14 protein-coding genes and 1 pseudogene are annotated in these 22,044 nt (G+C 62.2%); 8 read left to right on the top strand and 7 right to left on the bottom strand.

What is annotated here, in order from left to right:
• Positions 1-205: 205 nt before the first annotated feature.
• Genes DXT77_RS17260 through DXT77_RS17275 form a run of 4 tightly spaced genes read left to right on the top strand, consistent with a single transcriptional unit; the run spans position 206 to position 4,901 of the window.
• Positions 206-985 (top strand): efflux RND transporter periplasmic adaptor subunit, encoded by a 780-nt coding sequence (locus DXT77_RS17260; RefSeq protein ID WP_119428533.1) that lies wholly within the window; start codon positions 206-208, stop codon positions 983-985.
• Positions 982-2,301 carry an efflux RND transporter periplasmic adaptor subunit gene (locus DXT77_RS17265; protein ID WP_119428534.1) on the top strand — a complete coding sequence of 440 codons (1,320 nt, stop codon included), beginning with the start codon at positions 982-984 and terminating at the stop codon, positions 2,299-2,301. Before DXT77_RS17260 ends, DXT77_RS17265 begins: the two co-directional genes overlap by 4 nt.
• Positions 2,302-4,398 (top strand): biotin/lipoyl-binding protein, encoded by a 2,097-nt coding sequence (locus tag DXT77_RS17270; RefSeq protein WP_119428535.1) that lies wholly within the window; start codon positions 2,302-2,304, stop codon positions 4,396-4,398.
• Between the two features lie 11 nt (positions 4,399-4,409).
• Positions 4,410-4,901, top strand: coding sequence for a GNAT family N-acetyltransferase (locus tag DXT77_RS17275; protein WP_178083473.1), 492 nt, complete (start codon positions 4,410-4,412; stop codon positions 4,899-4,901).
• A gap of 1 nt (position 4,902) precedes the next feature.
• On the opposite strand, the pseudogene DXT77_RS17280 reads toward DXT77_RS17275, so the two are convergent.
• Positions 4,903-6,448 (bottom strand): annotated as a pseudogene (locus tag DXT77_RS17280) (lipase family protein).
• A 204-nt stretch (positions 6,449-6,652) separates the two neighbouring features.
• Between DXT77_RS17280 and DXT77_RS30125 the strand changes: the two are divergent.
• Positions 6,653-6,820 carry a hypothetical protein gene (locus DXT77_RS30125; RefSeq protein WP_256662978.1) on the top strand — a complete coding sequence of 56 codons (168 nt, stop codon included), beginning with the start codon at positions 6,653-6,655 and terminating at the stop codon, positions 6,818-6,820.
• Positions 6,821-7,102: 282 nt separating this feature from the next.
• Here DXT77_RS30125 and DXT77_RS17285 read toward each other — a convergent pair whose 3' ends face one another.
• From DXT77_RS17285 to DXT77_RS17310, 6 genes are all read right to left on the bottom strand, one after another.
• Complete coding sequence (locus tag DXT77_RS17285) at positions 7,103-7,927, bottom strand: hypothetical protein (protein ID WP_119428537.1); 825 nt, start codon at positions 7,925-7,927, stop codon at positions 7,103-7,105.
• 12 nt (positions 7,928-7,939) lie between these two features.
• Positions 7,940-8,713 carry a hypothetical protein gene (locus DXT77_RS17290; RefSeq protein WP_119428538.1) on the bottom strand — a complete coding sequence of 258 codons (774 nt, stop codon included), beginning with the start codon at positions 8,711-8,713 and terminating at the stop codon, positions 7,940-7,942.
• Positions 8,710-9,558, bottom strand: a complete 849-nt coding sequence (locus DXT77_RS17295; RefSeq protein ID WP_119428539.1) for a DUF4123 domain-containing protein — start codon at positions 9,556-9,558, stop codon at positions 8,710-8,712. The genes DXT77_RS17290 and DXT77_RS17295 overlap by 4 nt, the downstream gene beginning before the upstream one ends.
• The gene (locus DXT77_RS17300) at positions 9,555-11,624 is read right to left on the bottom strand and encodes a type VI secretion system tip protein VgrG (RefSeq protein ID WP_119428540.1); all 2,070 of its coding nucleotides are present in this window, start codon (positions 11,622-11,624) and stop codon (positions 9,555-9,557) included. Before DXT77_RS17300 ends, DXT77_RS17295 begins: the two co-directional genes overlap by 4 nt.
• 168 nt (positions 11,625-11,792) lie before the next feature.
• A complete protein-coding gene (locus DXT77_RS17305) occupies positions 11,793-12,104 on the bottom strand; it encodes a hypothetical protein (RefSeq protein WP_085733414.1) in 312 nt (103 codons plus the stop codon).
• Between the two features lie 58 nt (positions 12,105-12,162).
• The gene (locus DXT77_RS17310; protein ID WP_119428541.1) at positions 12,163-12,750 is read right to left on the bottom strand and encodes a phage tail protein; all 588 of its coding nucleotides are present in this window, start codon (positions 12,748-12,750) and stop codon (positions 12,163-12,165) included.
• 241 nt (positions 12,751-12,991) lie between these two features.
• Here DXT77_RS17310 and DXT77_RS17315 point away from each other — a divergent pair, with 241 nt between their 5' ends.
• The 3 genes from DXT77_RS17315 (at position 12,992) to DXT77_RS17325 (ending at position 22,008) form a co-directional block, all read left to right on the top strand.
• Complete coding sequence (locus DXT77_RS17315; protein ID WP_119428542.1) at positions 12,992-14,587, top strand: glycosyltransferase family 39 protein; 1,596 nt, start codon at positions 12,992-12,994, stop codon at positions 14,585-14,587.
• 138 nt (positions 14,588-14,725) lie between these two features.
• The gene (locus DXT77_RS17320; RefSeq protein ID WP_085712623.1) at positions 14,726-15,571 is read left to right on the top strand and encodes a sulfotransferase; all 846 of its coding nucleotides are present in this window, start codon (positions 14,726-14,728) and stop codon (positions 15,569-15,571) included.
• Positions 15,572-15,624: 53 nt separating this feature from the next.
• Entirely contained in the window at positions 15,625-22,008 is a 6,384-nt protein-coding gene (locus DXT77_RS17325; RefSeq protein WP_119428543.1) for an Ig-like domain-containing protein, read from the top strand.
• The last annotated feature ends 36 nt before the right edge of the window (positions 22,009-22,044 follow it).

Consider the following 22,044-nt stretch of genomic DNA (forward strand, 5'->3'; position numbering starts at 1 on the left):
TGAATCGCTACGTACGGGGTTGAGTGCGGTGAGAGTAAGCAACGAACGATAAATCGGCAATAACGGCCCTTTGGAAAGATGCGTAGGAAACTTCCCTAAAATTTGTAAGTGACGAAAGCGCCCGCCTCGAGACGAATGATGGCCTTTCGCTTGACGCTAAACCCCGCTGTCGTAGACTCCGCTCATCCGTCAGGGAGTAACGGTTATGCGGCGTTTTCGTGGTTGGGTTGTCGGATTGACCTTTGTAACGTGTGCAGTTCAGGCGCAAACGCCTGTGCCAGACGATCCGCTGCAGGATAACGCTGGGGCCGCCAATGCCTCGGCCAGCAGCGAAGCACGGGGTGTGTTGCGGGCGCGTGATCAGGCGACGCTGGCCAGCGAGTTGTCCGGGCGGATTGTCGAGTTGCCGTTCAGCGAGGGCGAGTCGTTCAAGAAGGGCGATACCCTGGCGAAGTTCGACTGTTCGGCCTATCAGGCCCAGTTGAACGCCGCGGAAGCCGCCAGCCGTGGCGCCGGCGAAGAGCTGGCGCACAACCGGCAACTGGCGGCGCTCAATTCCGTCGGGCGTTTCGAAGTGGCCCGGGCCGAGGCCAAGGTCAGCGAGACCCAGGCGCAATCTCAGGTTTATCAAGTCCAGGTCAAACGCTGCAGCGTGGTCGCGCCGTTCGACGGGCAAGTGGTCGAGCGCAAGGTGCAACGCTACGAAAGCGTGTCGGCCGGGGCGCCGCTGCTCGATGTGGTCGACAACCGTACCCTGGAAATCCATCTGCTGGTGCCGTCGCGCTGGATGGCCAAGCTCAAGCCCGGCCAGACCTTCAGTTTCGTTCCCGATGAAACCGGCCAGCCCATCGACGCCACGGTCAAACGCCTTGGCGCGCGGATCGATGAGGGCAGCCAGACGCTGTTGCTGGTCGCCACACTCCCTGAAGCCAAAGGCCTGCTCGCCGGCATGAGCGGCACCGCGCGTTTTCCGGAGCTTAAATGAACGCCCCGGTCAGCGGCGCCGCCGAGCAGGTGTTCGCGCGGTTTCTCGATCTGGAACGGCAGACCCGCGCCGCCCGCGATGCATCGCAACTGGCCTACAGCCTGGTCAATGACGGGCAGCCGCTGTTCGGCTATCGCCATGCGGCGCTACTGATCGCCGGCAAGGTGCAGGCCGTGACCGGTGTCAGCGCGGTGGAGCCGAATGCGCCGTTCGTGGCGTTCGTCGAGCAGGCCGTGGCGCAACTGTTCAAGCAGGATGTGCTGAAGGTGGCGCGGGTAATTTCGCCGGAGATGGTCGGCGAATCGATCCAGAGCGACTGGCGCAGCCTGTCGGCACTGCAGGTGTTCTGGCTGCCGCTGATCGACCGCGAAGGTCAGGTGTTTGGCGGCTTGTGGCTGGCCCGTGACGTGCCGTGGAACCCTTCCGAACAGGTGCTGTTGTCTCAATTGGGCGACACCTACAGCCACGCCTGGCTGGCCCTGCAACCGCGCAAGCCGTGGCGGCTGCGCTGGACCCGCAAACGCCAGGTGGCGCTGGTCGCTGTGCTGCTGCTCGGTTTGTTGATTCCGGTGCGCCAGTCGGTGCTGGCTCCGGCCGAAGTGGTGCCCTTGGGTGGACGTGTGGTGGCGGCGCCGCTGGACGGGGTGATCGCCGAGTTTCTGGTCAAACCCAATCAGAACGTGAAGTCCGGCGATCTGCTGCTGCGTTTCGAAAGCACCACCCTCAAAGCCCAGGCCGATGTCGCCGAGCGTGCGCTCGGTGTGGCCGAAGCCGAACTCAAAGCCAACTCCCAACGTGCATTCGCCGACGCCGAATCCAGCTCACGGGTGGATCTGCTGGCCGCCCGCGTCGAGCAGAAACGCGCCGAGCGGGATTACGCCCGGGAACTGCTCAACCGCAGCGAAGTGCGCGCCGAGCGCGACGGCATTGCGGTGTTCGCCGACGCCGAGCGCTGGACCGGCAAACCGGTGCAGACCGGTGAACGGCTGATGGAAATCGCCGACCCGAACCAGGCCGAATTGCGCATTGAACTGGCGGTGGGCGATGCGATTTCGCTGGAGCCGGGCGCCGATATTGCGCTGTTCCTCGACAGCGATCCGCTGCAACGCCACGTCGCCCGACTCGAGCGTTCGGCCTATGAAGCGCAGCCCACCGCCGGCGGCCAACTGGCCTATCGGCTGGATGCGAATTTTACCGATGCACCGCCGCGTATCGGCCTGCGCGGCACGGCGAAGATTTTCGGTGATCGCGCGCCGCTGGCGCTGTATCTGCTGCGCCGCCCATTGGCCGGTCTGCGTCAGAGCGTGGGCCTGTAAATGAACCTGCCGAGCCTGCGTGCCGACCTGCAATTGTCGCCCGCGGCGCCGGCGCTGGACGGTTCGCCACGCTGGACCCTGGCCGACCCTGTGCGCGGGCGCTATTTCAAACTCGGCACGGCGGCGATGCGCCTGTTGCGTCACTGGTCGCTGGGCGATCCCGAGCAAGTGCTGCGCGCCGCCAACCGCGAACCGGGCTTGCCACTGGACGGCGTCGAGCTGGAACAACTGCTGACGTTTCTGCGTGGGCATGACCTGATCAGCGCCCTCGACGATCAGCAACGCGCCAGCTATCAGCTCAAGGCCCTCGCGCAACGCCAGAGCCTGTGGAAAATCCTGCTCCATCAATATCTGTTTTTCCGCATTCCATTGTGGCGCCCGGATGCTTTTCTCAATCGGGCGTGGCCGTGGCTGCAGCGCTTCGGGCCAAGGATTCTGCGCTACGGTTTTCCGGCGACCCTGGGGCTCGGGGTGTTTCTGGTCTCGCGGGACTGGCAGCGCTTCGTCGGCACCTTCCCGCACCTGTTCAGCCTCGGCGGGGCGATTTCGTTCGGTGTGGCGCTGTTCTTCGCCAAGCTCTGCCACGAGTTCGGCCACGCGTTCATGGCCAAGCGCGCCGGGTGTCGGGTGCAGAGCATGGGCGTGGCGTTCATGGTCTTGCTGCCGATGTTCTACACCGATGTCAGCGATGCCTGGCGGGTCAATGACCGACGTGCGCGGCTGCTGATCGGAGCCGGCGGGGTGCTGGCGGAATTACTGCTGGCCTGCATCGCGTTGTTGGTCTGGTCACTGCTGCCTGACGGTCCGGCGCGCACGGCGGCGTTCATGCTCGCCAGTGCGACCTGGATCACCACACTGGTGGTCAATCTCAACCCGTTCATGCGTTTCGATGGCTACTTTCTGCTCAGCGATCTGTGGGAGGTCGACAACCTTCAGGGTCGGGCCTTTGCCTTTTGCCGCTGGCGCCTGCGTGAGTTCTTGTTCGGCTATGGCGCACCGGCGCCGGAGCCTTGGTCGCCGGCGATGCAGCGGCGTTTGCTGATCTGGGGGTATGGCTCGTGGTTATGGCGTGCGGCGTTGTTTTTCGGGATCGCGCTGGCGGTCTATCACCTGTTCTTCAAGGTTTTGGGGATCTTCCTGATGCTGGTGGAGCTGGTGTGGTTCATTTTTTTGCCGATCATGAGTGAGTGGCGCCAGTGGTGGAGCCGCCGCGAACAGGCCCACGGCCCCCGGGTGTTGCTCAGCAGCCTGGCGGTGCTCGGTCTGCTGCTGGTGCTGATCGTGCCGTGGCGCAGCGCGGTCGAGCTGCCGACGATGCTTGAGGGCGGTCGGGCCAGCGCGCTGCATGCGCCGGTGGCGGCGCGGGTCAAAACGGTGAAAGTCACGGACGGCCAGAAAGTTGCGCAGGGCGACGTGTTGATCGAACTGGAATCGCCGGACCTCGATTCGCGGCAGGCCATCGTCCGCCGGGAAATCCAGATTCAACAATTGCTGATGCGCCGTCAGGCCGGTCGCAGCGAAACCGCCGCCGACGCCGGCATCGTCGAACAGCGCCTCGCCGAAGCCGTGGCGGAGTACCGAGGCCTGAGCGCCCGACGCGAACGCCTGCTGCTGCGGGCGCCCCACGCCGGGACTGTGCGCGACTTGTTGCCGAACCTGACGCCGGGTCGCTGGCTATCGACCAAGGATGCGCTGGCGCGAGTGGTCGAGGATGGCTCGCGACTGCGTGGTTATGTGGCCGAAGCCGAACTGTGGCGGGTCAAACCGGGGGCCACCGGGCGGTTTATCGCCGATGACCCGATGCACCCGGCGATCACCGTGAAACTCGATGAAATCGATACCAATGGCGTGGCCTATGTCGATCAGGAAGCCCTGACGTCCGACCATCACGGGCCGATTGCCGTGCGCCGCGATCAACAGCAACGAGCGGAACCGGTGCAGGCGCAATACGGCGCGCGATTGACTACGCTGGATCAGCCACCGACGCCGGTACAGCCGTTGCGTGGCGTGGTGGTTCTGCAGGGCAGCGGCGAATCGGTGCTCGGCGTGGCCTGGCGTCGGCTGGCGGCGCTGGGGGTCAGGGAAAGCGGTTTCTAGGGAGCGTGGAGATGACGGAAAACCTGGCAGCGGACGGATTGGTGGTGCGGCCTTCGCGGGCGACTGACGGCCCCTTTCTGCAAAGCCTGTATCAATCGGCGCGGCCGGATCTGCAATGGATCGACGGCGAGCAGGAACAGGTGCAGCAAATCGTTGCCCAGCAGTTTCAGGTGCAGGAGCAGGGCATGGGTGAAAACCATCCCAATGCCATGCACTACGTCGTGGAGAAACTCGGCACGGCCATTGGCGCGCTGAGCACCGATTTCGGCCCCAATGAAATCCGTGTGTTGTACATCGCCTTCATCCCGCAGGCCCGGGGCAAGGGCTATGGACGAACCGTGCTGCAAGGCGTACAAAAAGCCGCGCAGCAAGTGCGTTGCCCGGTGGCGACGGTGGTCTGGGCCAACAATCCCCACGCACGCCAGCATTACCTGGCGCTGGGGTTTGCCGTGGAAGAGCGCAATCCGGCGGCGGAGCGTCTGGTGTGGTATCCACAGGGTTGAGTCAGATGATCGAGTTGATATCGAAAGTGTGCGGCGCGCCGATCTTGTGGCCGTAGAGCGTCGCCAGCAGCGGGTCATCTTCGGCGGTGTCCGGCGCCATGGCGAGCTGTTCGGCTGCAGTGTTTTCCGGGTGCAGCTGCCAGCGCGAGAGGCTTTCGGCCAGTCGTTCCGGTTGTTCTGCCAGTTGTCCGTAAACGTCCTGAGTCGTGATGCGTCGATGGTGAAGGATTGCCAGGCGCTCTCGTGTTACGCGGATTTTCTCGACTTCACGATTAAGCGCCTCAAGGGTGCTGGACTGAGTGCGCACGTAACTGTCCGGGCGCCCCGGCAGGTTGTTGCGCCGGGTGCGCAATTGGTGGGTGATGCGCTCCAGGGCCGACTCCACCACAGCAAACTCCCGTTCGGTGACCAGCGAACGGTTTGTTTCCTGGGCCTCCTGCCAACGCCGCAACACCGCCCAGCACGCCGGAATGTACGCGCCGGTCATCGAGTGGTGCCCGGCGTCGAAAATCTGTTTGAGCAACGTCGGGCGATCCGGCAAACCGTGCCGCTGCCGGATCGCCACGTCGCACGCGGCGTGCTGGGTGATGGTGTCGCAACCCGGCTCCCACAGGATCGAAGACACCTGCTGACGCCCGAACTCCACCGGCATGGCGTGCCGCAGGTTGCCGTGGTGGTCGTAGGCTTCCCCGGTCCAGTTGGTGATGCCGGCGACGAACACCGACAGCCCCACCGGCACATTGACGAACGTCAGCGCCGCCCCGGTGCCGTAGATGTCGGCCTTGGTGTTCATCCAGCTGCCGGGCACGCTGGGCACCGGGTCGTTGTGGTTGACCATGCGGTGATGCACGAGATCGGCTGCGCCCTTCACGAAATCCGCGTCGCCGGCGCGGGGGGGCGCCGTAGGTGTAGAGCTGGATGTTGTAGTTGAACCCGGCTCTTCGGCGCAGCATTTCCGAGAGCAGTAATGTGATCGCACCTCCCAGGCTGTGGCCGCAGATCAGGAGGTTTTGGCCGGTGTAGAACTTTTCTAGGTATTTGACGGTGAAGTCATAGGCTTTCTGCGCTGCTTCATAAAATCCTCGATGTACCTGGCCGTCGCCTTCCTCAAACGGCACTTGAAGGGCGTCGGCATCACGTAGGCCGTCGGCGATTATCTCGGCAGTGCCGCGCACAGCGATCAGGATCAGTTCGTCGTTGTGGGTGATGAAGGCTTGGGTGTCGGTGCTGTCTCTATTACCGATGTCATCAAGGAAGTGGACGCTGGCTGGGTGTTCCGGATCCCGTTCAGGCGTGTACCTGTTGACTGCATAGAGGTTCGGGTCAAACGGGATGATCTCTAGCCTTCTTGAGTACGAAACATCCTCGTAGAGCGGGTAATAGGCTTTGGTCTGAGCGTTGTCGACTTTCCACAGTTCCTCCCCTTTGGCCAGTGCATCGCCGAACCAGTTGCCGACGCTGGGTTGCAGTGGAAATTCAACGGATCTGGTATCGGCGGAAGGGACTTTGGGTTCCTGGCCGAAAGGGCAGTAGCTCAGGGTCGCCATCAATGCGAGCTGGTACAGGTTGAGTGCACAGAATGCCGGAGCTGTGGATAACATCGGCCGCAACGCGCGTAGCGGGCGCACTTCAAGAACCGTGTGACGTTGCGGCATCAGCGCTACGCCAAGTTTTCCATGTTCGCGCATGATTGCAGCGCACCCGGAATCGAGGGGGTAATCGCGATAAACCTCGGGCGGCAGGTGCGAGGCATGCCTGACAAGATGACGGACTTCGACTTGAAAGTAGTCCGCACCGTCTGCGATTTCCGGACGTTCGCGCCTGCGGGTGGCATTTGGGTTCAGGTAGCGGGTTGCCTCGGCTCGGACCTGAAGTTCGGTGATTTTCAGGGGGTAATTTGGTCTGCTTTGCAAATATGAGTAGAGCTTTTCCTTTCCTTCGTACGCTTGATCAAACAGCAGCGAAATTGGCCCTGCAAAGTGGTTGTCTACTCTGCCCTTGCCCGCAGCGTCCAAGCGGCCCTTGTATTTATGGCCTTCCGAGTCGGTGACGATATAAGCCAACCCTGCGTAGGGCTCACCCGAGCAGAACTCGTCGATGAGTTGGAAACTAGTCCATTTTCCACTTGCAGGACATGTCAGCTTGCGACTGCCCAACGGAGATTGAAGATCCTTTTCCAATGATGTCATGGTGAAATCTCCTTATTCCATGCAACCCGGATAAATGGTGCAGACTTGGCCATCCGGCATGGTGAAAGTGCTGAAGTCGGTGTAGTTGCCGTAACAAAAGGCGTACTGATCCTCAAAGTTGTCACCCATGCATCGTTTCCAGCCGTTTGGAGTTTTTACCCAGGTATCCCTGATGGCTGGTTGCTCATCCGCCGCCAATTTGATCTTCATCTTTATGGTTTTGCCCGGCAGTTGGTCGAGGCCGAAAGCAGAATAAGTCTTTCCTTTCCCACGCTCTCCTTGGGCATCAGTTGTTTTGCAATCAAGAATCTTGACGATGCGGCGTTGTGCGCCAGCTGTCCGGAACCACCATTCACATTGTCCGTAAAAAGTACTTTCACCTGCGTCATTGAAAGTGCCTTTGTACTGCTCCTCTATATCGTTTCCCAAAAAGACCATGCCTTCGTCACCCCCAAAATCTCCCCGTGCTTTGTAGTAACTCGCGTTGATCTCCAGCGCGATCCTGCTGATTACCAACGGACACCCTTTAACCGTCTTGCGAATCGTGATTTCGGCATCCGGCTTGTAGTCCGTGCGCCACTTGCTGTTGAACACCGGGGCAAGGTTGTCGCGTCTGTCGACGGTGCAGGTCTGGCCTTTCTCGGGTACGTAGTAAACCGCTGCCACATAGGCAAATCCCGGTGGCAGATCGGCTGTGAATTTGAAGGTGTTGGGCGGCTCGCTCTTACAGCCTGCGATGAAGACGAGGCAGCAGCCCAAAGTTGCTCCACGTCGCGCGAGTCTGTTTTTCAGGGAGGTCAGCGCGGGTGAGTACAGATCCTTTTCCAAAGACGTCATGGCGAAATCTCCTTATTCCGTGCAACCCGGATAAATAGTGCAGACCTGGCCATCCGGCATGGTGAAAGTGCTGAAGTCGGTGTAGTTGCCGTAACAAAAGGCGTACTGATCCTCGAAGTTGTCGCCCAAGCATCGTTTCCAGCCATTTGGAAACTTGACCCATGTGTCTCTGACGTAAGGTTGTTCTTCCCTTGCTAACTTGATCTTCATCCTCACGGTTTTGCCCGGAAGTTGATCGTGGGTGTATGCCGCAAACGGGCGCCCCGGCTCTGGCGTACCCAGAGCATCGGTTTCCTTGCAGTCGAGTATTTTTCGCAGGATTCTCGGCTTGCCCGAGGTGCGAAATAGCCACTGGCATTGGCCATGGAAGGTGCTTTCGCCCCGGCTGTCGAAGCTGTTTTTGTAGCGTTCCTCGATATCAGGAAGTACGGCGACTACGGCACTGTCTGCACTGAAGTCGCCGCGAGATTTTCCATAGACCGAATTGATATCGAGGCTGATTCTGCGTATCGCCATCTGGCAGCCACTGATCGTCCGGCGAATAGGGATTTCAAAGGTTGGTTCATACCGTTCACGCCACTTCTGATTGTGTGCTGAGACTGTCTTTCTGCGGTCCGGCACGCTGCACGTTTCGCCCTTGGCGGGTGTGTACTCGACGATAGCCTTATAGGTAAAACCTGGTGGCAATTCAGCTGTGAAGGTGAATGCATTCGGCAGTTCGGTCCTGCAGCCTCCCAGTGCCGCGAAACATCCGATCAGACCGAGGCTTTTTAGATGAGCCTTCATGAGGGCGTCTCCCCGTTCCAGTGCTTCGATAGCTGGTAAACCCGATCAAAGTGGTCATCCGGCGTTTCGTCCGGTCGGGCTTGCCAATGGGGCGCGGGATTCGGTGTTTGCAGGTTGTGGATCAGCAGAAACTCCAGCCGCTCCGGTGCCAGCCAGCCCCAGGCTTGGGCCTGGGTCAGTCGTTCACGGAGCCAGATTTGCGGATCCTGAACACACGCCAGCGCGGAGTAAGCCTGCACATGCCCGGCCAGCAGAAAGCGGTGGGCATTGGCCAGGCGAATCTCCATGGCTTGTTCGTCAGGCATCGGCAGTTGCAGCCACGGCGGCGTGTCCGGCACGGGGTAGCTGCCCGGTGCGGGGTTGTCGGTTATCTGCCAGTGCGAGCCCTGCCAATGGCAAACGCTGATCGCCGGCCCGAGATACGCCGGCAAAGCCTCGACCGGCAGATGCTCCAGCGCCCGGGTCAGCACCCGGTTGTCGTGAAAGCGGTACAGCGCCTGATGCGGACGGACGCCGACGATCAGCCGCTCCTGCAAGTGCCGGACCCAGGTCTTCAGTTGATCTTTGCCCAGACTGGCCAACCACCCCCAATGGCTGTCCGGCCTGTCGAGCAGGGCGTCGAGACGGCGGTCATCGGGCTGGTCGAAGGTGAAGAGGAACGGGCCGGTGTCGGCCAGTTCGGCGACTGCGGTTTCGCTGTAGAGGCTGGCGTATTGCTCGTAACGGCTGCTCTTCAGCCAGCGCTGGCGCATGTCGCGCTCGTTCTGCGGGTCGAGGACCAGGCACAGGAGGCAACCGGCGCGGTGTTGTTCGATCAGCCAGCGTCGTACAAGGGCGTCGGTCATGCGGCAGCCTCCGGGATCGGGCACAGACCCGCACGGCAGGCTTCGCAGATCGGGCAGAAATCCGCGCCCAGGTTTTTGCTGGCGGCCATCAGTGCCTGTTGTGAGGGCGCTACCAATGGCGGCAAAGGCGCGGGCGCCGACAGGTCTTCAATACCGTCGGGCTGCAACAGCGGGGCGCGCAGGAAGGGCGCGGGCACGCCGCCAATCAGCAAGTCGCTGCTGCCGAAAAGGCCGCTGTGATCGAGGACAAAATGCTCGCCACCGACTTTCAGACTGATGCTTTTTCCGGCCTCCAGCACCAGATGTTCGCCCGCGCTGAAGCACAGCTGCCCGGCGGCTTCGGTCGTCAGTGATTGACCGACCCGTGTGTGGCTGCTTTCGCCGACGTGCAGGTAGTCGCTGGCCTTGAGATGGGTCTTGCGATGACCGGTGACGAGGCGGTGTTCTTCCGCGTGCAGCGCGCTGAAGCTGTTGCCCCTGATGGTTTCCCGGCGTTGGTTGCCGATGTCCAGATGACTGTCGTGCTCGACCTTCTGTAGCAGGTCGCGCTGGGCGCGCAGGTAAATCTGCTCCTGGCCCGCGCGGTCTTCGATCATCAACTCGTTGAAGCCCGTGCTGCCCGGCGAACTGCGGGAGCGAAACACGCTGCGGGTCTTGTGCGTCGGCAACTCGTAGGGCACCGGGTTGGCGCTGTTCGCCAGGCAACCGCTGATCACCGGACGGTCGGGATCGCCGTGGAGAAAAGTCACCAGTACTTCCATGCCCACCCGCGGGACGATCACGCTGCCGTGGGCATTGCCGGCCCAGCCCGAAGCTACCCGCAGCCAGCAACTGCTCTTGTCGTTGTGGCGGCCTTCGCGATCCCAGAAGAACTGCACCTTGACCCGGCCGTATGGGTCGCAATGGATGTCTTCGCCTTCCGGGCCGGTGACCACCGCTGTCTGGGTCGAACCGATGTGGGGTTTGCGAAAGCGCAACGGCGGTCGATGGATAGCCTCCCAGGGCGTTGCCGTGAAGTGGTTGCGGTAGCCCTGGATGAAGTCCTTCTCGGGATCGGCTGACGCATGATCAGCGGTTTCCTCCAGCACTTGCGGTTGTTTGCCTTCATGGCGGATTTCGGTCAGCAGCCACAAGTCGTTGAATGCCGGATCGGGATGTTCGGTCAGTGACAGAAAATGCCCCGACACCAGCGCCGGTTCGTTGCTGTCGCCTTCTCCCAGGCAACCATCGGCGCGGTGACCTTCCAGGGCTCGCCGGGCCAGTTGCTTGCCGTGCTCGCGATCGAGGTAGCGTCCCGGGTATTCGTAAACCCCGGGATCGGGCTGGAGGTGCCGATCTGGATTGTGGGCATCCGCTTCCAGCGTCATTCGCGCCTTTTTAAAGTCGTAGGCGCGGCTGGAGGCGTGGTTGGGCCGGGTTTCGAGCCGATAGTCGAATCGCTGGATCACCGGCCTGTCGGCCACCATGGCGTTGTGCGGTTTAAAGCGTGTTGGCCAAGAGAGACGGGGAAACACGGTCTGGTCGTCGCCAAAGACCAGCAGGTGCCGGTCGCGGCTGTGCCGGAAGTGGTAATGCAAGCCGTCTTCCTGGCACAGACGCTGGATGAAGTGCAGGTCGGACTCGTTGTACTGCACGCAATATTCGCGATCCGGCAACGGGTGGCCGAGCTGGAACCGGTAGCGATCGGCGTGGATGCCATGCTCTTCGAGAATCTGCGCGATGATTCGCGCAACGCTCAGGTTCTGGAAAATCCGCTGATTGACGCGATGGCGCAGATTGGCCAGGCAAGGGGCGAGGGTCAGGCTGTATCGCGTCAACCGTTCGCCGATATTGCCGCGGCCGATGTGCTGGATCTGTCCGTGTATGCCGTGGCCGTGGTCATCGAAGGCAAGAAAGGCCTGTTGATGCATCAGGCCTGGAAGATCGGCATCCGGTCTGGTGCCCACCAGCTCGACCTTGAAGGCAAACGGTTCGCTGATGGCTTCGCTGCCGCTGAAGGACAGCACTTGAAAATCGTGTTTAAAGTCGTCGGTCGTAAGGCGAAAGCGTGCGTTGGCATTGAACATCCGTTGTTCCTCGTCCTGTGACGGATTCGGAACAACGCTAACAAGGTGAGCCGGGAAATGATGTCGGACGTTTCCCAATAAAATCGGTTGAAGAGCCCGCCCTACAAGGCCTTGGCTTTAGTCCTACATCTTTTGCCTACAAGGTTTCGCGAAGATTCTGCAGGGGTATCAGTTGAAGGAAATGCAGAAATAGCCCAACTGCGGATCCCGCCCCATCGCAGGTACCCGTGACACGAAAATATCTTCCACCCGGCCGAACTCCGGAAGTTCCAGTGCGCACAGACCGTCGACAAATTCCGTCGGCTCCAGGCTGTTGAATTCGAGGCAGAAGGGCATGCGTTCGCTGTGGCGCATTTTCGCCGACGGGATTTCTTCAAGATGAGCGAGTTGAATCGGCAGTGCTGTGCCATCCGGCAGGTGCAGCGTGCGTTGTTGCCCCAGCAATGGCTGGAGGTGTTCGATCTGAACCGATTGCAGCATGGTCTGACTCCAGAGAAAAAACGAAACGTCCGGGGGCTCGGGGCCCCCGGACGATTGCTCAGTTGCGCGACGGAAAGAGACCGTTCAGGGCAACGCTGAAGTTGAGGACCAGGAAGGGGTTCATGATGCCCAGCGGCTGGCTGCCGCCGGTGGAGGAAATGTCGCCGGTGACGGTGGTGGTCACCCCTTTGAGTGGCACCGGCGTGGCGCCCTGGGCATCGGAATAGATGTTCGCCGAGCCGGGGCCGCCGCCGGAAGCACCGATGTAGGAGTTGGTGGCAGTCGGTACGGTCGCCGGATTGCTGGCAGGTACCGCCAGCGACAAGGCCGTGTTGGCGGTGAGGCCGGTCATTGCGTGGGTGTGGTTGGGCATGTTGGCAATGGTGGCGGTGACGCTTTCCGTACCGGCCACCTGACCGATGATGCGCGGCGTCAGGCCCAGACCGTTGCCCTGGGCCATTGGCACACGGCCCTGCAGGTTGGGCAACTGAAAGTTGGTCGTGCCGTTGCCGCCGTAGTAAGTGCCCAGCAACGCAAACAACGCGTTGTATTGCGCAATGGAAAGGATCTGTCCATTACACAGGGCCCAGCCACTGGGAGCGAAGTTGAAGGCGAACGGTTGAATCGTACCCATAAAGACTTCCATGGTTCCTCATCCTTCTGTTATGTGGTTGGCGCGCCGCGCGTTAGCCTGTGTTGCCGGGCAGGTCGAAACGTTTTACTGACGCCTTCCATTTGCGCGGGCAGGTCACGCCAAGCCGTAGCGTAGACCCGGATCGGCGGACTTGCCGGACGTCGTCGCGGCCGCGCGTCGGCTTCGGCTCTGGCCTACAGTGTGCGCAATGAATGGCGCTGTTTTTTACTCGGAATACCGTAAGGGAAGGTTGATGGAAGCGCGTCGAGAGACTCCGCTGGGGGATACCCAGGACCCGTTTGCCGCACCGAATGCCGGTGTCCGGCGTCTGCTGCGCTGGGTTCGCCAGCAGTGGCTGATACCGATTTTGCTGTTGGCGACCGTCGTGCGGTTTTATGACCTGACCGCCGCTGCGATCTGGGGCGACGAAGGTTCCAGCCTGCTGCTGGCGCGCTATACGCTGGGCGGTATCTGGGAACACGCAGCGTTCGATGTGCATCCGCCGTTGTACTTCATGCTGCTGCACGGCTGGATCGGACTGTTTGGCGAAGGGATCCTGTCGATCCGCAGCCTCAGTGCCCTGGCCGGCATCGCCACGGTCGGCCTCGGCATGTGCCTGGTCGATCGTCTGGCGACCCGCCGCGCCGCGATCATCGCCGGGGTGCTGCTGGCGCTGTTGCCGACGGCGGTGCGCTACAGCCAGGAAGTGCGCATGTACTCGCTGCTCGGCCTGCTGCTGGTCGGCACCACCCTGGCGTTGATCTGCTGGGTCAGACGCCCGCAGCGCCGACGGTATCTGGTGATCTATGCGCTGCTGATGAGCGCCGCGTTGTACACCCACTATTTCGCGGTGCTGGCGGCGCTGAGCCATTGGCTTTACCTGGGGCTGATCCGCCTGTTGCCGGGTTATCGCCTGCGGCATATCCAGCGCAAGGACTGGTGGCTGGCCAATCTGGCGATTGTCGCGCTCTACCTGCCGTGGCTGCCGAACCTGCTCGATCTGACGCAACACATGGAAGAGCTCAAGGTCGGTGGCGATGTGGGCTGGGAAGACCCGGTGACCCTGTCCTCGCTGCCGTCGATGATCTGGCTGTGGCTGATCCAGAACGAGGGCGATCACCTTCCGCTGCTGCTGTTCTGCGGCATGCCGCTGGCCATGCTGGCGCTGGCGGGCGTGGCCGTCGCCCGTGACCGCAGCGTGAACCATGGCAGCGTGTTGCTGGCGCTCTATACCGGTGTGCCGTTGTTTCTGGTGTTCGCGGTGTCGTTCATCAGCCCGGTGTTCATCGAGCGCTATCTGACGGCTTATGCATTGGGTTTGCCGATGCTGGCGGCGATGGCCATCGACCGCCTGTACAGCCGTGTTCGCGTATTGGCGCTGGCGGTGCTGGTGGCGTTTGTCGGAATCGAAATGGTCGGGGTGAACACCAACGCCACGGTCGATCCGAATGACCAGTTCAACGTGATGGTCGATCACGTCAACCACCACTTCGTCAGCGGCGACCGGATCGTCACCAGCGACATGCTCTGGTACCTGAGCTACGTCTACTACAACCGCACGGATGCGCAAATCCGGCTGTATACGCCGCCTGCCGCCGACGGGCGCTCGACGCGTCCGAACCATTACGGTTTCGGCACACTGGTGTCCGATGAGGTTTATCTGGATCGTCTCGCCGATCTGCCGAAGGACAGTTCCCGGGTCTGGCTGATCGGTGATCTGGACCCGGAAGTCGCGGACCCGTTCCTGCCTCTGCCCAAGACCTGGCAGTTGCGTGAGCAGTCCAATGCTGGCGGGGCGAAAGCGCGACTTTTCGTTCTGGAAAAGGACGATCGTACCAACGGGGATTGACTTAAACGCTTCACCTTACTGTTCGCGATAAAAAATGGTCTAACAAGTCCGTTTTGCTCTATGTTGATGTCAAAACACTACTAGTCGAAAGGGTATTGTTGGACTACGCTCGTCGGACAAAAGGACTTACAAAGTAAGGTGAAGGGATTGCAGCAGTTCCACTTTATCTCCGGCTTGCCGCGCTCGGGCTCGACCCTCCTTTCTGCGATCCTTTTGCAGAATCCGCGCTTCCATGCCGGCATGACCAGCCCGGTCGGCGCGCTGTTTTCCGGTGTCCTTGAACAATGCAGCGCCGGCAGCGAATTCGGCGCGGTGATCGACACCGACATGCGCCGTCGCCTGCTGCGCGGCCTGTTCGATTCCTACTACGCCGACAAGGCCGACAAACCGGTGGTGTTCGACACCAACCGGCAGTGGAGCTCGCGCCTGCCGGCCATCAGCGATCTGTTCCCCAAAGCCAAGGTCATCGCCTGCGTGCGCAACGTCGCCTGGGTGATGGACAGCCTGGAGCGGCTATACCGCGCCAACCCCTACGAAAACACCAAGCTGTTCGGCGATGCCGTCGAGCGCAACACCGTCTACAGCCGCTGCGAAACCCTGGCCCAGCGCAACCGCCTGGTGGGGTTCGCCTGGGCGGCGCTCAAGGAAGCCTATTACGGCGAGCACGCCGATTCGCTGCTGATCGTCGATTACGACTTGCTGACCCAGGCCCCGGAGCGCGTGCTGCGGCTGGTCTACGACTTCATCGGCGAGCCGTGGTTCGAGCACGATTTCGAGCACCTGGCCTATGACGCGCCGGAGTTCGACCAGGCCCTGGGTGTGGCCGGCCTGCACAAGGTCAAACCCAAGGTCGCCCTGCAGTCCCGGCGCACGATTCTGCCGCCGGACCTGTTCAAGCAATACGCCGATCTGTCCTTTTGGCTCGATGGCTCAGCCAGCGCTGCCAATGTGATTCGTATGAAGTCCGACGCCGCGATCAGTTGATCGCGGCGTTTTTCATTGATGCGTTTACAACTGTTCGAGTCCGGGTGAGCAACATGTGGTGGAGCAAGCAAAAGTCGCGGGTAACCGAGGGCCAACGGACGCTGGCTGCGCCGCTGATCATGTCGCTGGAACCGCGCATGCTGTTCGACGGCGCTGTCGCGGCCACCGTGGCCGATACCGCTGCGGCCCAGCCCGACAGCCATCCCACTGCCGATGCCGCCAAGGCGCCGACCGCCGATCATCCGGTGGCGAGCAAGGACACCCACGGCCAGGCCGATGCCACGCCGGCTGCCAGCCCCGTCGCCGTGCCGGGCCAGACCGTGGTGTTTGTCGATGCCCGGGTCAAGGATGCCGACAGCCTGCTCAAAGGCATCGCCCCCGGCACGCAAGTGGTCAAGCTCGACGCGAGCAAGGACGGCTTGCAGCAGATCGCCGAGTATCTCGACCAGCATTCGGGTGTCAGCTCGGTGCAGATCATCGCCCACGGCAACGCGGGTGACCTGTGGCTCGGCAACAGCTATCTGTCGGCGGACAACGTCGCACAACGCAGCGCGGTGCTGGCGGAAATCGGCAAGGACATGAACGTCGGTGGCGACATCCTCATTTACGGCTGCTACACCGCCGAGGGTGACCGTGGCCTGAGCTTCGTCGACTCGCTGGCGCAACTGACCGGCCGCGACGTGGCGGCGTCGAACAACCGCACCGGTGTGGGCGGCGACTGGGATCTGGAGATCGCCACCGGCAAGATCGAGAGCGCCAATGTGCTGTCGGCCCTGTCGATGAGTGAATACCAATGGGGCTTGGCCACCTGGACCGCCACCAACAACGCGAACACCGGGGTCGGCTCGCTGCGGGCAGCGCTGGCGTCGGCGCAGAACGGCGACATCGTGACCTTCAGCACCGGCATGACGGTGCAGCTCACCTCGGAACTGTTGATCAACAAGAACATCACCGTCGATGGCGACCTGAACAATGACGGCGTCGCCGATGTCACCCTCGACGGCCAGTACAAGACCCGGGTGGTGGAAATCACTTCCGGCAGCACCGTGACCCTCGACGGTCTGGTGATTACCCGGGGCCTGGTTTCGGGCAACGGCGGCAATGGCGGCTACGGCGCGACCGGGGCCATGGGCGGCGGGATTTTCAACGCCGGCATCCTCACGCTGAACAACGTTTCGGTCACCGGCAACGCGGCAGCGGGCGGTGGCGGCGGCGGTGGTGTCACGGGCGCCAACTACGGCGGCGGTGGTGGCGGTGGCGGTGGCCTCGGCGGTCAGGGTGGCGGTCATGGCGGTACGGCCGGGCCGGGCACCGGTACGCTGGGCGGCCAGGCCGGCAGCGGCGGTGTCGGTGGTTACGGCGGTGGCTACGATGCGACGCACATGGGCGGGCGCGGCGGTTCCACCATCGGCGGCGCCGGTGGTGTCGGCGTGTCCTATTACAGTAACGGCGGCAATGGCGGCACCGCGAACAATGGCACGATTTCCATTGGCGGCGGCGGTGGCGGTTCCGGCTGGGACAAGGTCGGCGGCGTCGGCGGCAACGCGGCCGGCGGCATTTACAACGCCTCCACCGGCACCCTGAAAATCGTCGGTACCTCGGTCATCAGCAACAACATTGGCGCGGGCGGCGGTGGTGGCGGCGGCAGTGGCCAGGGCAGCAACAACCTGAACGGCGGCGACGGCGGACGAGGTGTCGGCGCGATCTGGAACCAGGGCGGCACGGTACTGATCACGGCCTCCAACTTCAGCGCCATCAGCGGTAACGCGGCCGGCAGCGGCTCCGGGGGCTCAGAGCTGGGTGGTGGCGTGACGGGCTCCGTGCCGTTGGCTTTTGCAGCGATCTACAACAACGGCGGCACCCTCAATACGGCTTATGTAGAGCCGCCGACTGCGACCATTGTGATGTCGGACACTGCGCTGAAAATCGGCGAAACCTCGCTGGTGACCATCACCTTCAGCCGCGCGGTAACCGGCTTCACCAACGCCGACCTGACCATTGCCAACGGCACGCTGACAGCCGTGAGCAGCAGCGACGGCGGTATCACCTGGACCGCGACCTTCACCCCGACCAACAACATCACCGACGCCACCAACCTGATCACCCTCGACAACACCGGGGTGACCGCGATCAGCGATGGTGTAGCAGGCGTCGGCACGACCAGTTCCGTCAACTACGCGATCGACACCGCGCGGCCAACCGTGACCATCGTGATGTCCGACACGGCGTTGAAGATCGGCGATACCTCGCTGGTGACCTTCACGTTCAGCGAAGCGGTGACCGGTTTCACCAACGCCGACCTGACCATCGCCAACGGCACGCTCAGCGCGGTGAGCAGTAGCGACGGTGGCATCACCTGGACCGGGACGTTCACCCCGACTGCGAGCATCACCGACACCACCAACCTGATCTCCCTGGACAACACGGGTATCGCCGACCTGGCGGGCAACGCCGGCAGCGGCACCACGGATTCGCCCAACTACGTGATCGATACCGTGCGGCCGACCGCGACCATTGTCGTGGCCGACAGCAATCTGGCGGCGGGCGAAACCTCGCTGGTGACCATCACCTTCAGCGAAGCAGTCAGCGGTTTCACCACCGCCGACCTGACAGTGGCCAACGGCACCCTGACCGGCCTGAGCAGCAGCGACGGCGGCATCACCTGGACCGCCACGCTCACGCCGACCAACAACATTACCGACACCACCAACCTGGTCACCCTGGACAACACCGGGGTCGTCGATCTGGCCGGCAACGCCGGCAGCGGCACCACCAACTCCAACAACTACGCGATCGACACCGCGCGGCCGACCGCGACCATCGTGGTGGCCGACAACAACCTGAAAATCGGCGAAACCTCGCTGGTGACCATCACCTTCAGCGAAGCGGTGACCGGTTTCACCAATGCCGACCTGACCATTGTCAATGGCACACTGACAGCGGTCAGCAGCAGCGACGGCGGCATCACCTGGACGGCCACGTTTACGCCGACCGCCAGCATCACTGACGCGACCAACCTGATCACCCTGAACAATACCGGCATCGCTGACCTCAACGGCAATGCCGGTACCGGCACCACCGATTCGAACAATTACGCGATCGACACTCAGCGTCCGACCGCGACCGTTGTCTTGTCCGATAACGCGCTGAAAATCGGCGAAACCTCGGTTGTGACCATCACCTTCAGCGAGGCGGTGACCGGTTTCACCAACGCCGACCTGACCATTGCCAACGGCACGCTGAGCGCGGTGAGCAGCAGCGACGGCGGTATCACCTGGACGGCGACGTTCACACCGACCAGCAACATCACCGACGCCACCAACGTCATTACCCTGGACCAGACCGGCGTCACCGACCTGGCCGGCAACGCCGGCAACGGCACCGTCGATTCCGGCAACTACGCCATCGATACCCAGCGTCCGACCGCCACCATCGTGGTTGCCGACAGCACCCTCACGGCCGGCGAAACGACACTGGTGACCTTCACCTTCAGTGAAGCGGTGACCGGTTTCAGCAACGCCGACATCGTGGTTGCCAACGGCACCCTGACGGCAGTCAGCAGCAGCGACGGCGGCATCACCTGGACCGCGACCTTCACGCCGAACGTGGGCGTCAACGACGCCACCAACCTGATCACCTTGGCCAACACCGGCATCACTGACCTGGCGGGCAACGCCGGCAGTGGCACGACCAACTCCAACAACTACACCATCGACACCGTGGTGCCGACCGCGACCATCATCGTGTCCGACCCCAGCCTGAAGATCGGCGAAACGTCGCTGGTGACCATCACCTTCAGCGAAGCGGTCACCGGCTTCACCAACGCCGACCTGACCATCGCCAACGGCACGCTGAGCGCGGTCAGCAGCAGCGACGGCGGTATCACCTGGACGGCAACGTTCACGCCGACCAGCAACATTACCGACGCGACCAACCTGATCACCCTGGACAATTCCGGGGTTCAAAACCTCTCGGGCAACGCCGGCATCGGCACCACCGATTCGAACAATTATTCGATCGACACTCAGCGTCCGACCGCCACCATCGTGGTCGCCGACACGGCACTCGGCGTCGGCCAGACCAGTCTGGTGACCATCACCTTCAGCGAAGCGGTGACCGGTTTCACCAACGCCGACCTTACCATCGCCAACGGTACGCTGAGCGCAGTGAGCAGCAGCGATGGCGGTATCACCTGGACCGCGACGTTTACTCCGGCGGCAGGAATTACCGACACCACCAACGTCATTACCCTGGACAACACCGGCATTGCCGACCTGGCGGGTAACGCCGGCAGCGGCACCACCGATTCCAACAACTACGCAGTCGACAGTCAGCGGCCGACGGCGACCATTGTCATGACCGACAGTGACCTGCGCCCAGGCGAAACTTCGCTGGTGACCATCACCTTCAGCGAAGCGGTGACCGGATTCGACAATTCCGACCTGAGCGTTGCCAACGGCACTTTGAGCAATGTCTCGTCGAGCGACGGCGGCATCACCTGGACGGCCACGTTCACGCCGAACATCGGCATCACCGACCTCACCAACCTGATTGTCCTGAACAACACCGGCATCACCGACCTGGCCGGCAACACCGGCACCGGCACCACCAGTTCGGCCAACTATCAGATCCATACCCAGGTGCCGACCGCCACCATCGTGGTTGCCGATACTTCACTCAGGGCCGGGGAAACCTCGCTGGTGACCATCACCTTCAGCGAAGCGGTGAGCGGTTTCGACAACAGTGACCTGACCATCGCCAACGGCACGCTGACCAACGTCAGCAGCAGCGACGGCGGTATCACCTGGACCGCGACCTTCACGCCGACGGCCAATGTCACCGACGCCACCAACCTGATCACCCTGAACAACGCCGGGGTGGCCAACCTGTCGGGCAACAGCGGCGTGGGTACGACCGACTCAAACAACTTCGCCATCGACACCGCGCTGCCGACCGCCACCATCGTGGTCGCCGACAATCGCCTGGGCATCGGTGAAACCACCACCGTGACCATTACCTTCAGCGAGGCGGTGAGCGGGTTCGATCTGTCGGACATCAGTGTCGCCAACGGTGCGCTGTCGAACCTGACCAGCAGCGACGGCGGCGTGACCTGGACGGCGACCTTCACGCCAACAGCCGGCGTCAACGACGCGACCAACCTGATTCTGATCGACACCGCCGGTGTCCAGGATCTGGCCGGCAACGCCGGGGCGAGCATTGCCATCTCCAACAACTACATCCTCGACGCGACCCGGCCGACGGTGAACATCGTGGTCGCCAACCCGCACCTGGGCATCGGCCAGACCACCACGGTGACTTTCACCTTCAGCGAGGCAGTGAGCAATTTCGACCTGTCGGACCTGAGCGTGACCAACGGTGACCTGAGCAACCTGAGCAGCAGCGATGGCGGCAAGACCTGGACCGCCACATTCACGCCGACCGCGAATGTCACCGACCCGAGCAACTTCATTGCCCTGGATACCAGCAACGTAACCGACCTGGCGGGCAACGCCGGCAGTACGGTGGCGGTGTCGAACAACTACGCCCTCGACAGTGAGCGTCCGACCGCCACGGTGGTGGTCGCCAATCCGAATCTGGGCGTCGGTCAGACCTCGCAGGTGATCATCACCTTCAATGAAGCGGTGACCGGTTTCGACCTGTCGGACCTCAGCGTGGCCAACGGCACCCTGTCCAACCTGAGCAGCAGCGACGGCGGCAAGACCTGGACCGCAACCCTGACCCCGAATGCCAACGTCAACAGCGCCAGCAATGCGATCAGCGTCAACAGTGCCGGGGTCAGCGATCTGTCGGGCAACAGCGGCAGCGGAATCAGTCAGTCGGGCAATTATGTGATCAACACGGTGCCTGCCATTTCGCCGACTTCGCCGCTCGTCGTAGTGCCTCCGGATCCGGAGTTCCGCAGCAGCGATCCGGTCGTGCAGCCACCGCTGCCGAACCTGCCGTTGCAACCGATCGTCTTCGCACCTCCCACCGGGGATCTCGGTTCCCCGCTGACCTTTGCACCGCTGTTCGAGCAGCGAGTGATCGGCAACGGCCTTCGTCCGCTGGGTGACATCTTCATCAATCACGGTGCCTTGAGCCCAAGCTTCATTGCTCAGGTATTCACCAGCAGCGACAGCGGCGGTGACGGTTCCGGCCATGGCTTCCTTGGATTCGGTGGTGGTGATGGCGGGGTGTTCGGGATCAGCACGCTGTCGAGCCTGTTCAATCAGGACAGCGCCGCCGAGCGGGACTCACTGAACGCTTTCGACAGCCACTCGATCCGGGGCGGCGACGTGTCCCAAGGCCTGCGCGGTGTGTTCGGCGCACCGACCCTGGGCCAGCAACTGCAAGAGATCAAGGAAAGCGAGCAGCACCGGGTGGACAACCTGGCGGCGGCTCTGCAACAGGTCGGCATCAGCGAAATGCCGGCCTGACAACACACAACAACTCAATATGTGCGGGACCTAGGG

Origin of the sequence: Pseudomonas sp. 91RF, assembly GCF_003576265.1 — a bacterium.
GTDB classification, from domain to species: domain Bacteria; phylum Pseudomonadota; class Gammaproteobacteria; order Pseudomonadales; family Pseudomonadaceae; genus Aquipseudomonas; species Aquipseudomonas kribbensis.

Coding starts and splice junctions, on each gene's coding strand:
- DXT77_RS17260 (WP_119428533.1), top strand. CDS start 206: ATGCGGCGTTTTCGTGGTTGGGTTGTCGGATTGACCTTTGTAACGTGT.
- DXT77_RS17265 (WP_119428534.1), top strand. CDS start 982: ATGAACGCCCCGGTCAGCGGCGCCGCCGAGCAGGTGTTCGCGCGGTTT.
- DXT77_RS17270 (WP_119428535.1), top strand. CDS start 2,302: ATGAACCTGCCGAGCCTGCGTGCCGACCTGCAATTGTCGCCCGCGGCG.
- DXT77_RS17275 (WP_178083473.1), top strand. CDS start 4,410: ATGACGGAAAACCTGGCAGCGGACGGATTGGTGGTGCGGCCTTCGCGG.
- DXT77_RS30125 (WP_256662978.1), top strand. CDS start 6,653: ATGCCTGACAAGATGACGGACTTCGACTTGAAAGTAGTCCGCACCGTC.
- DXT77_RS17285 (WP_119428537.1), bottom strand. CDS start 7,927: ATGACGTCTTTGGAAAAGGATCTGTACTCACCCGCGCTGACCTCCCTG.
- DXT77_RS17290 (WP_119428538.1), bottom strand. CDS start 8,713: ATGAAGGCTCATCTAAAAAGCCTCGGTCTGATCGGATGTTTCGCGGCA.
- DXT77_RS17295 (WP_119428539.1), bottom strand. CDS start 9,558: ATGACCGACGCCCTTGTACGACGCTGGCTGATCGAACAACACCGCGCC.
- DXT77_RS17300 (WP_119428540.1), bottom strand. CDS start 11,624: ATGTTCAATGCCAACGCACGCTTTCGCCTTACGACCGACGACTTTAAA.
- DXT77_RS17305 (WP_085733414.1), bottom strand. CDS start 12,104: ATGCTGCAATCGGTTCAGATCGAACACCTCCAGCCATTGCTGGGGCAA.
- DXT77_RS17310 (WP_119428541.1), bottom strand. CDS start 12,750: ATGGAAGTCTTTATGGGTACGATTCAACCGTTCGCCTTCAACTTCGCT.
- DXT77_RS17315 (WP_119428542.1), top strand. CDS start 12,992: ATGGAAGCGCGTCGAGAGACTCCGCTGGGGGATACCCAGGACCCGTTT.
- DXT77_RS17325 (WP_119428543.1), top strand. CDS start 15,625: ATGTGGTGGAGCAAGCAAAAGTCGCGGGTAACCGAGGGCCAACGGACG.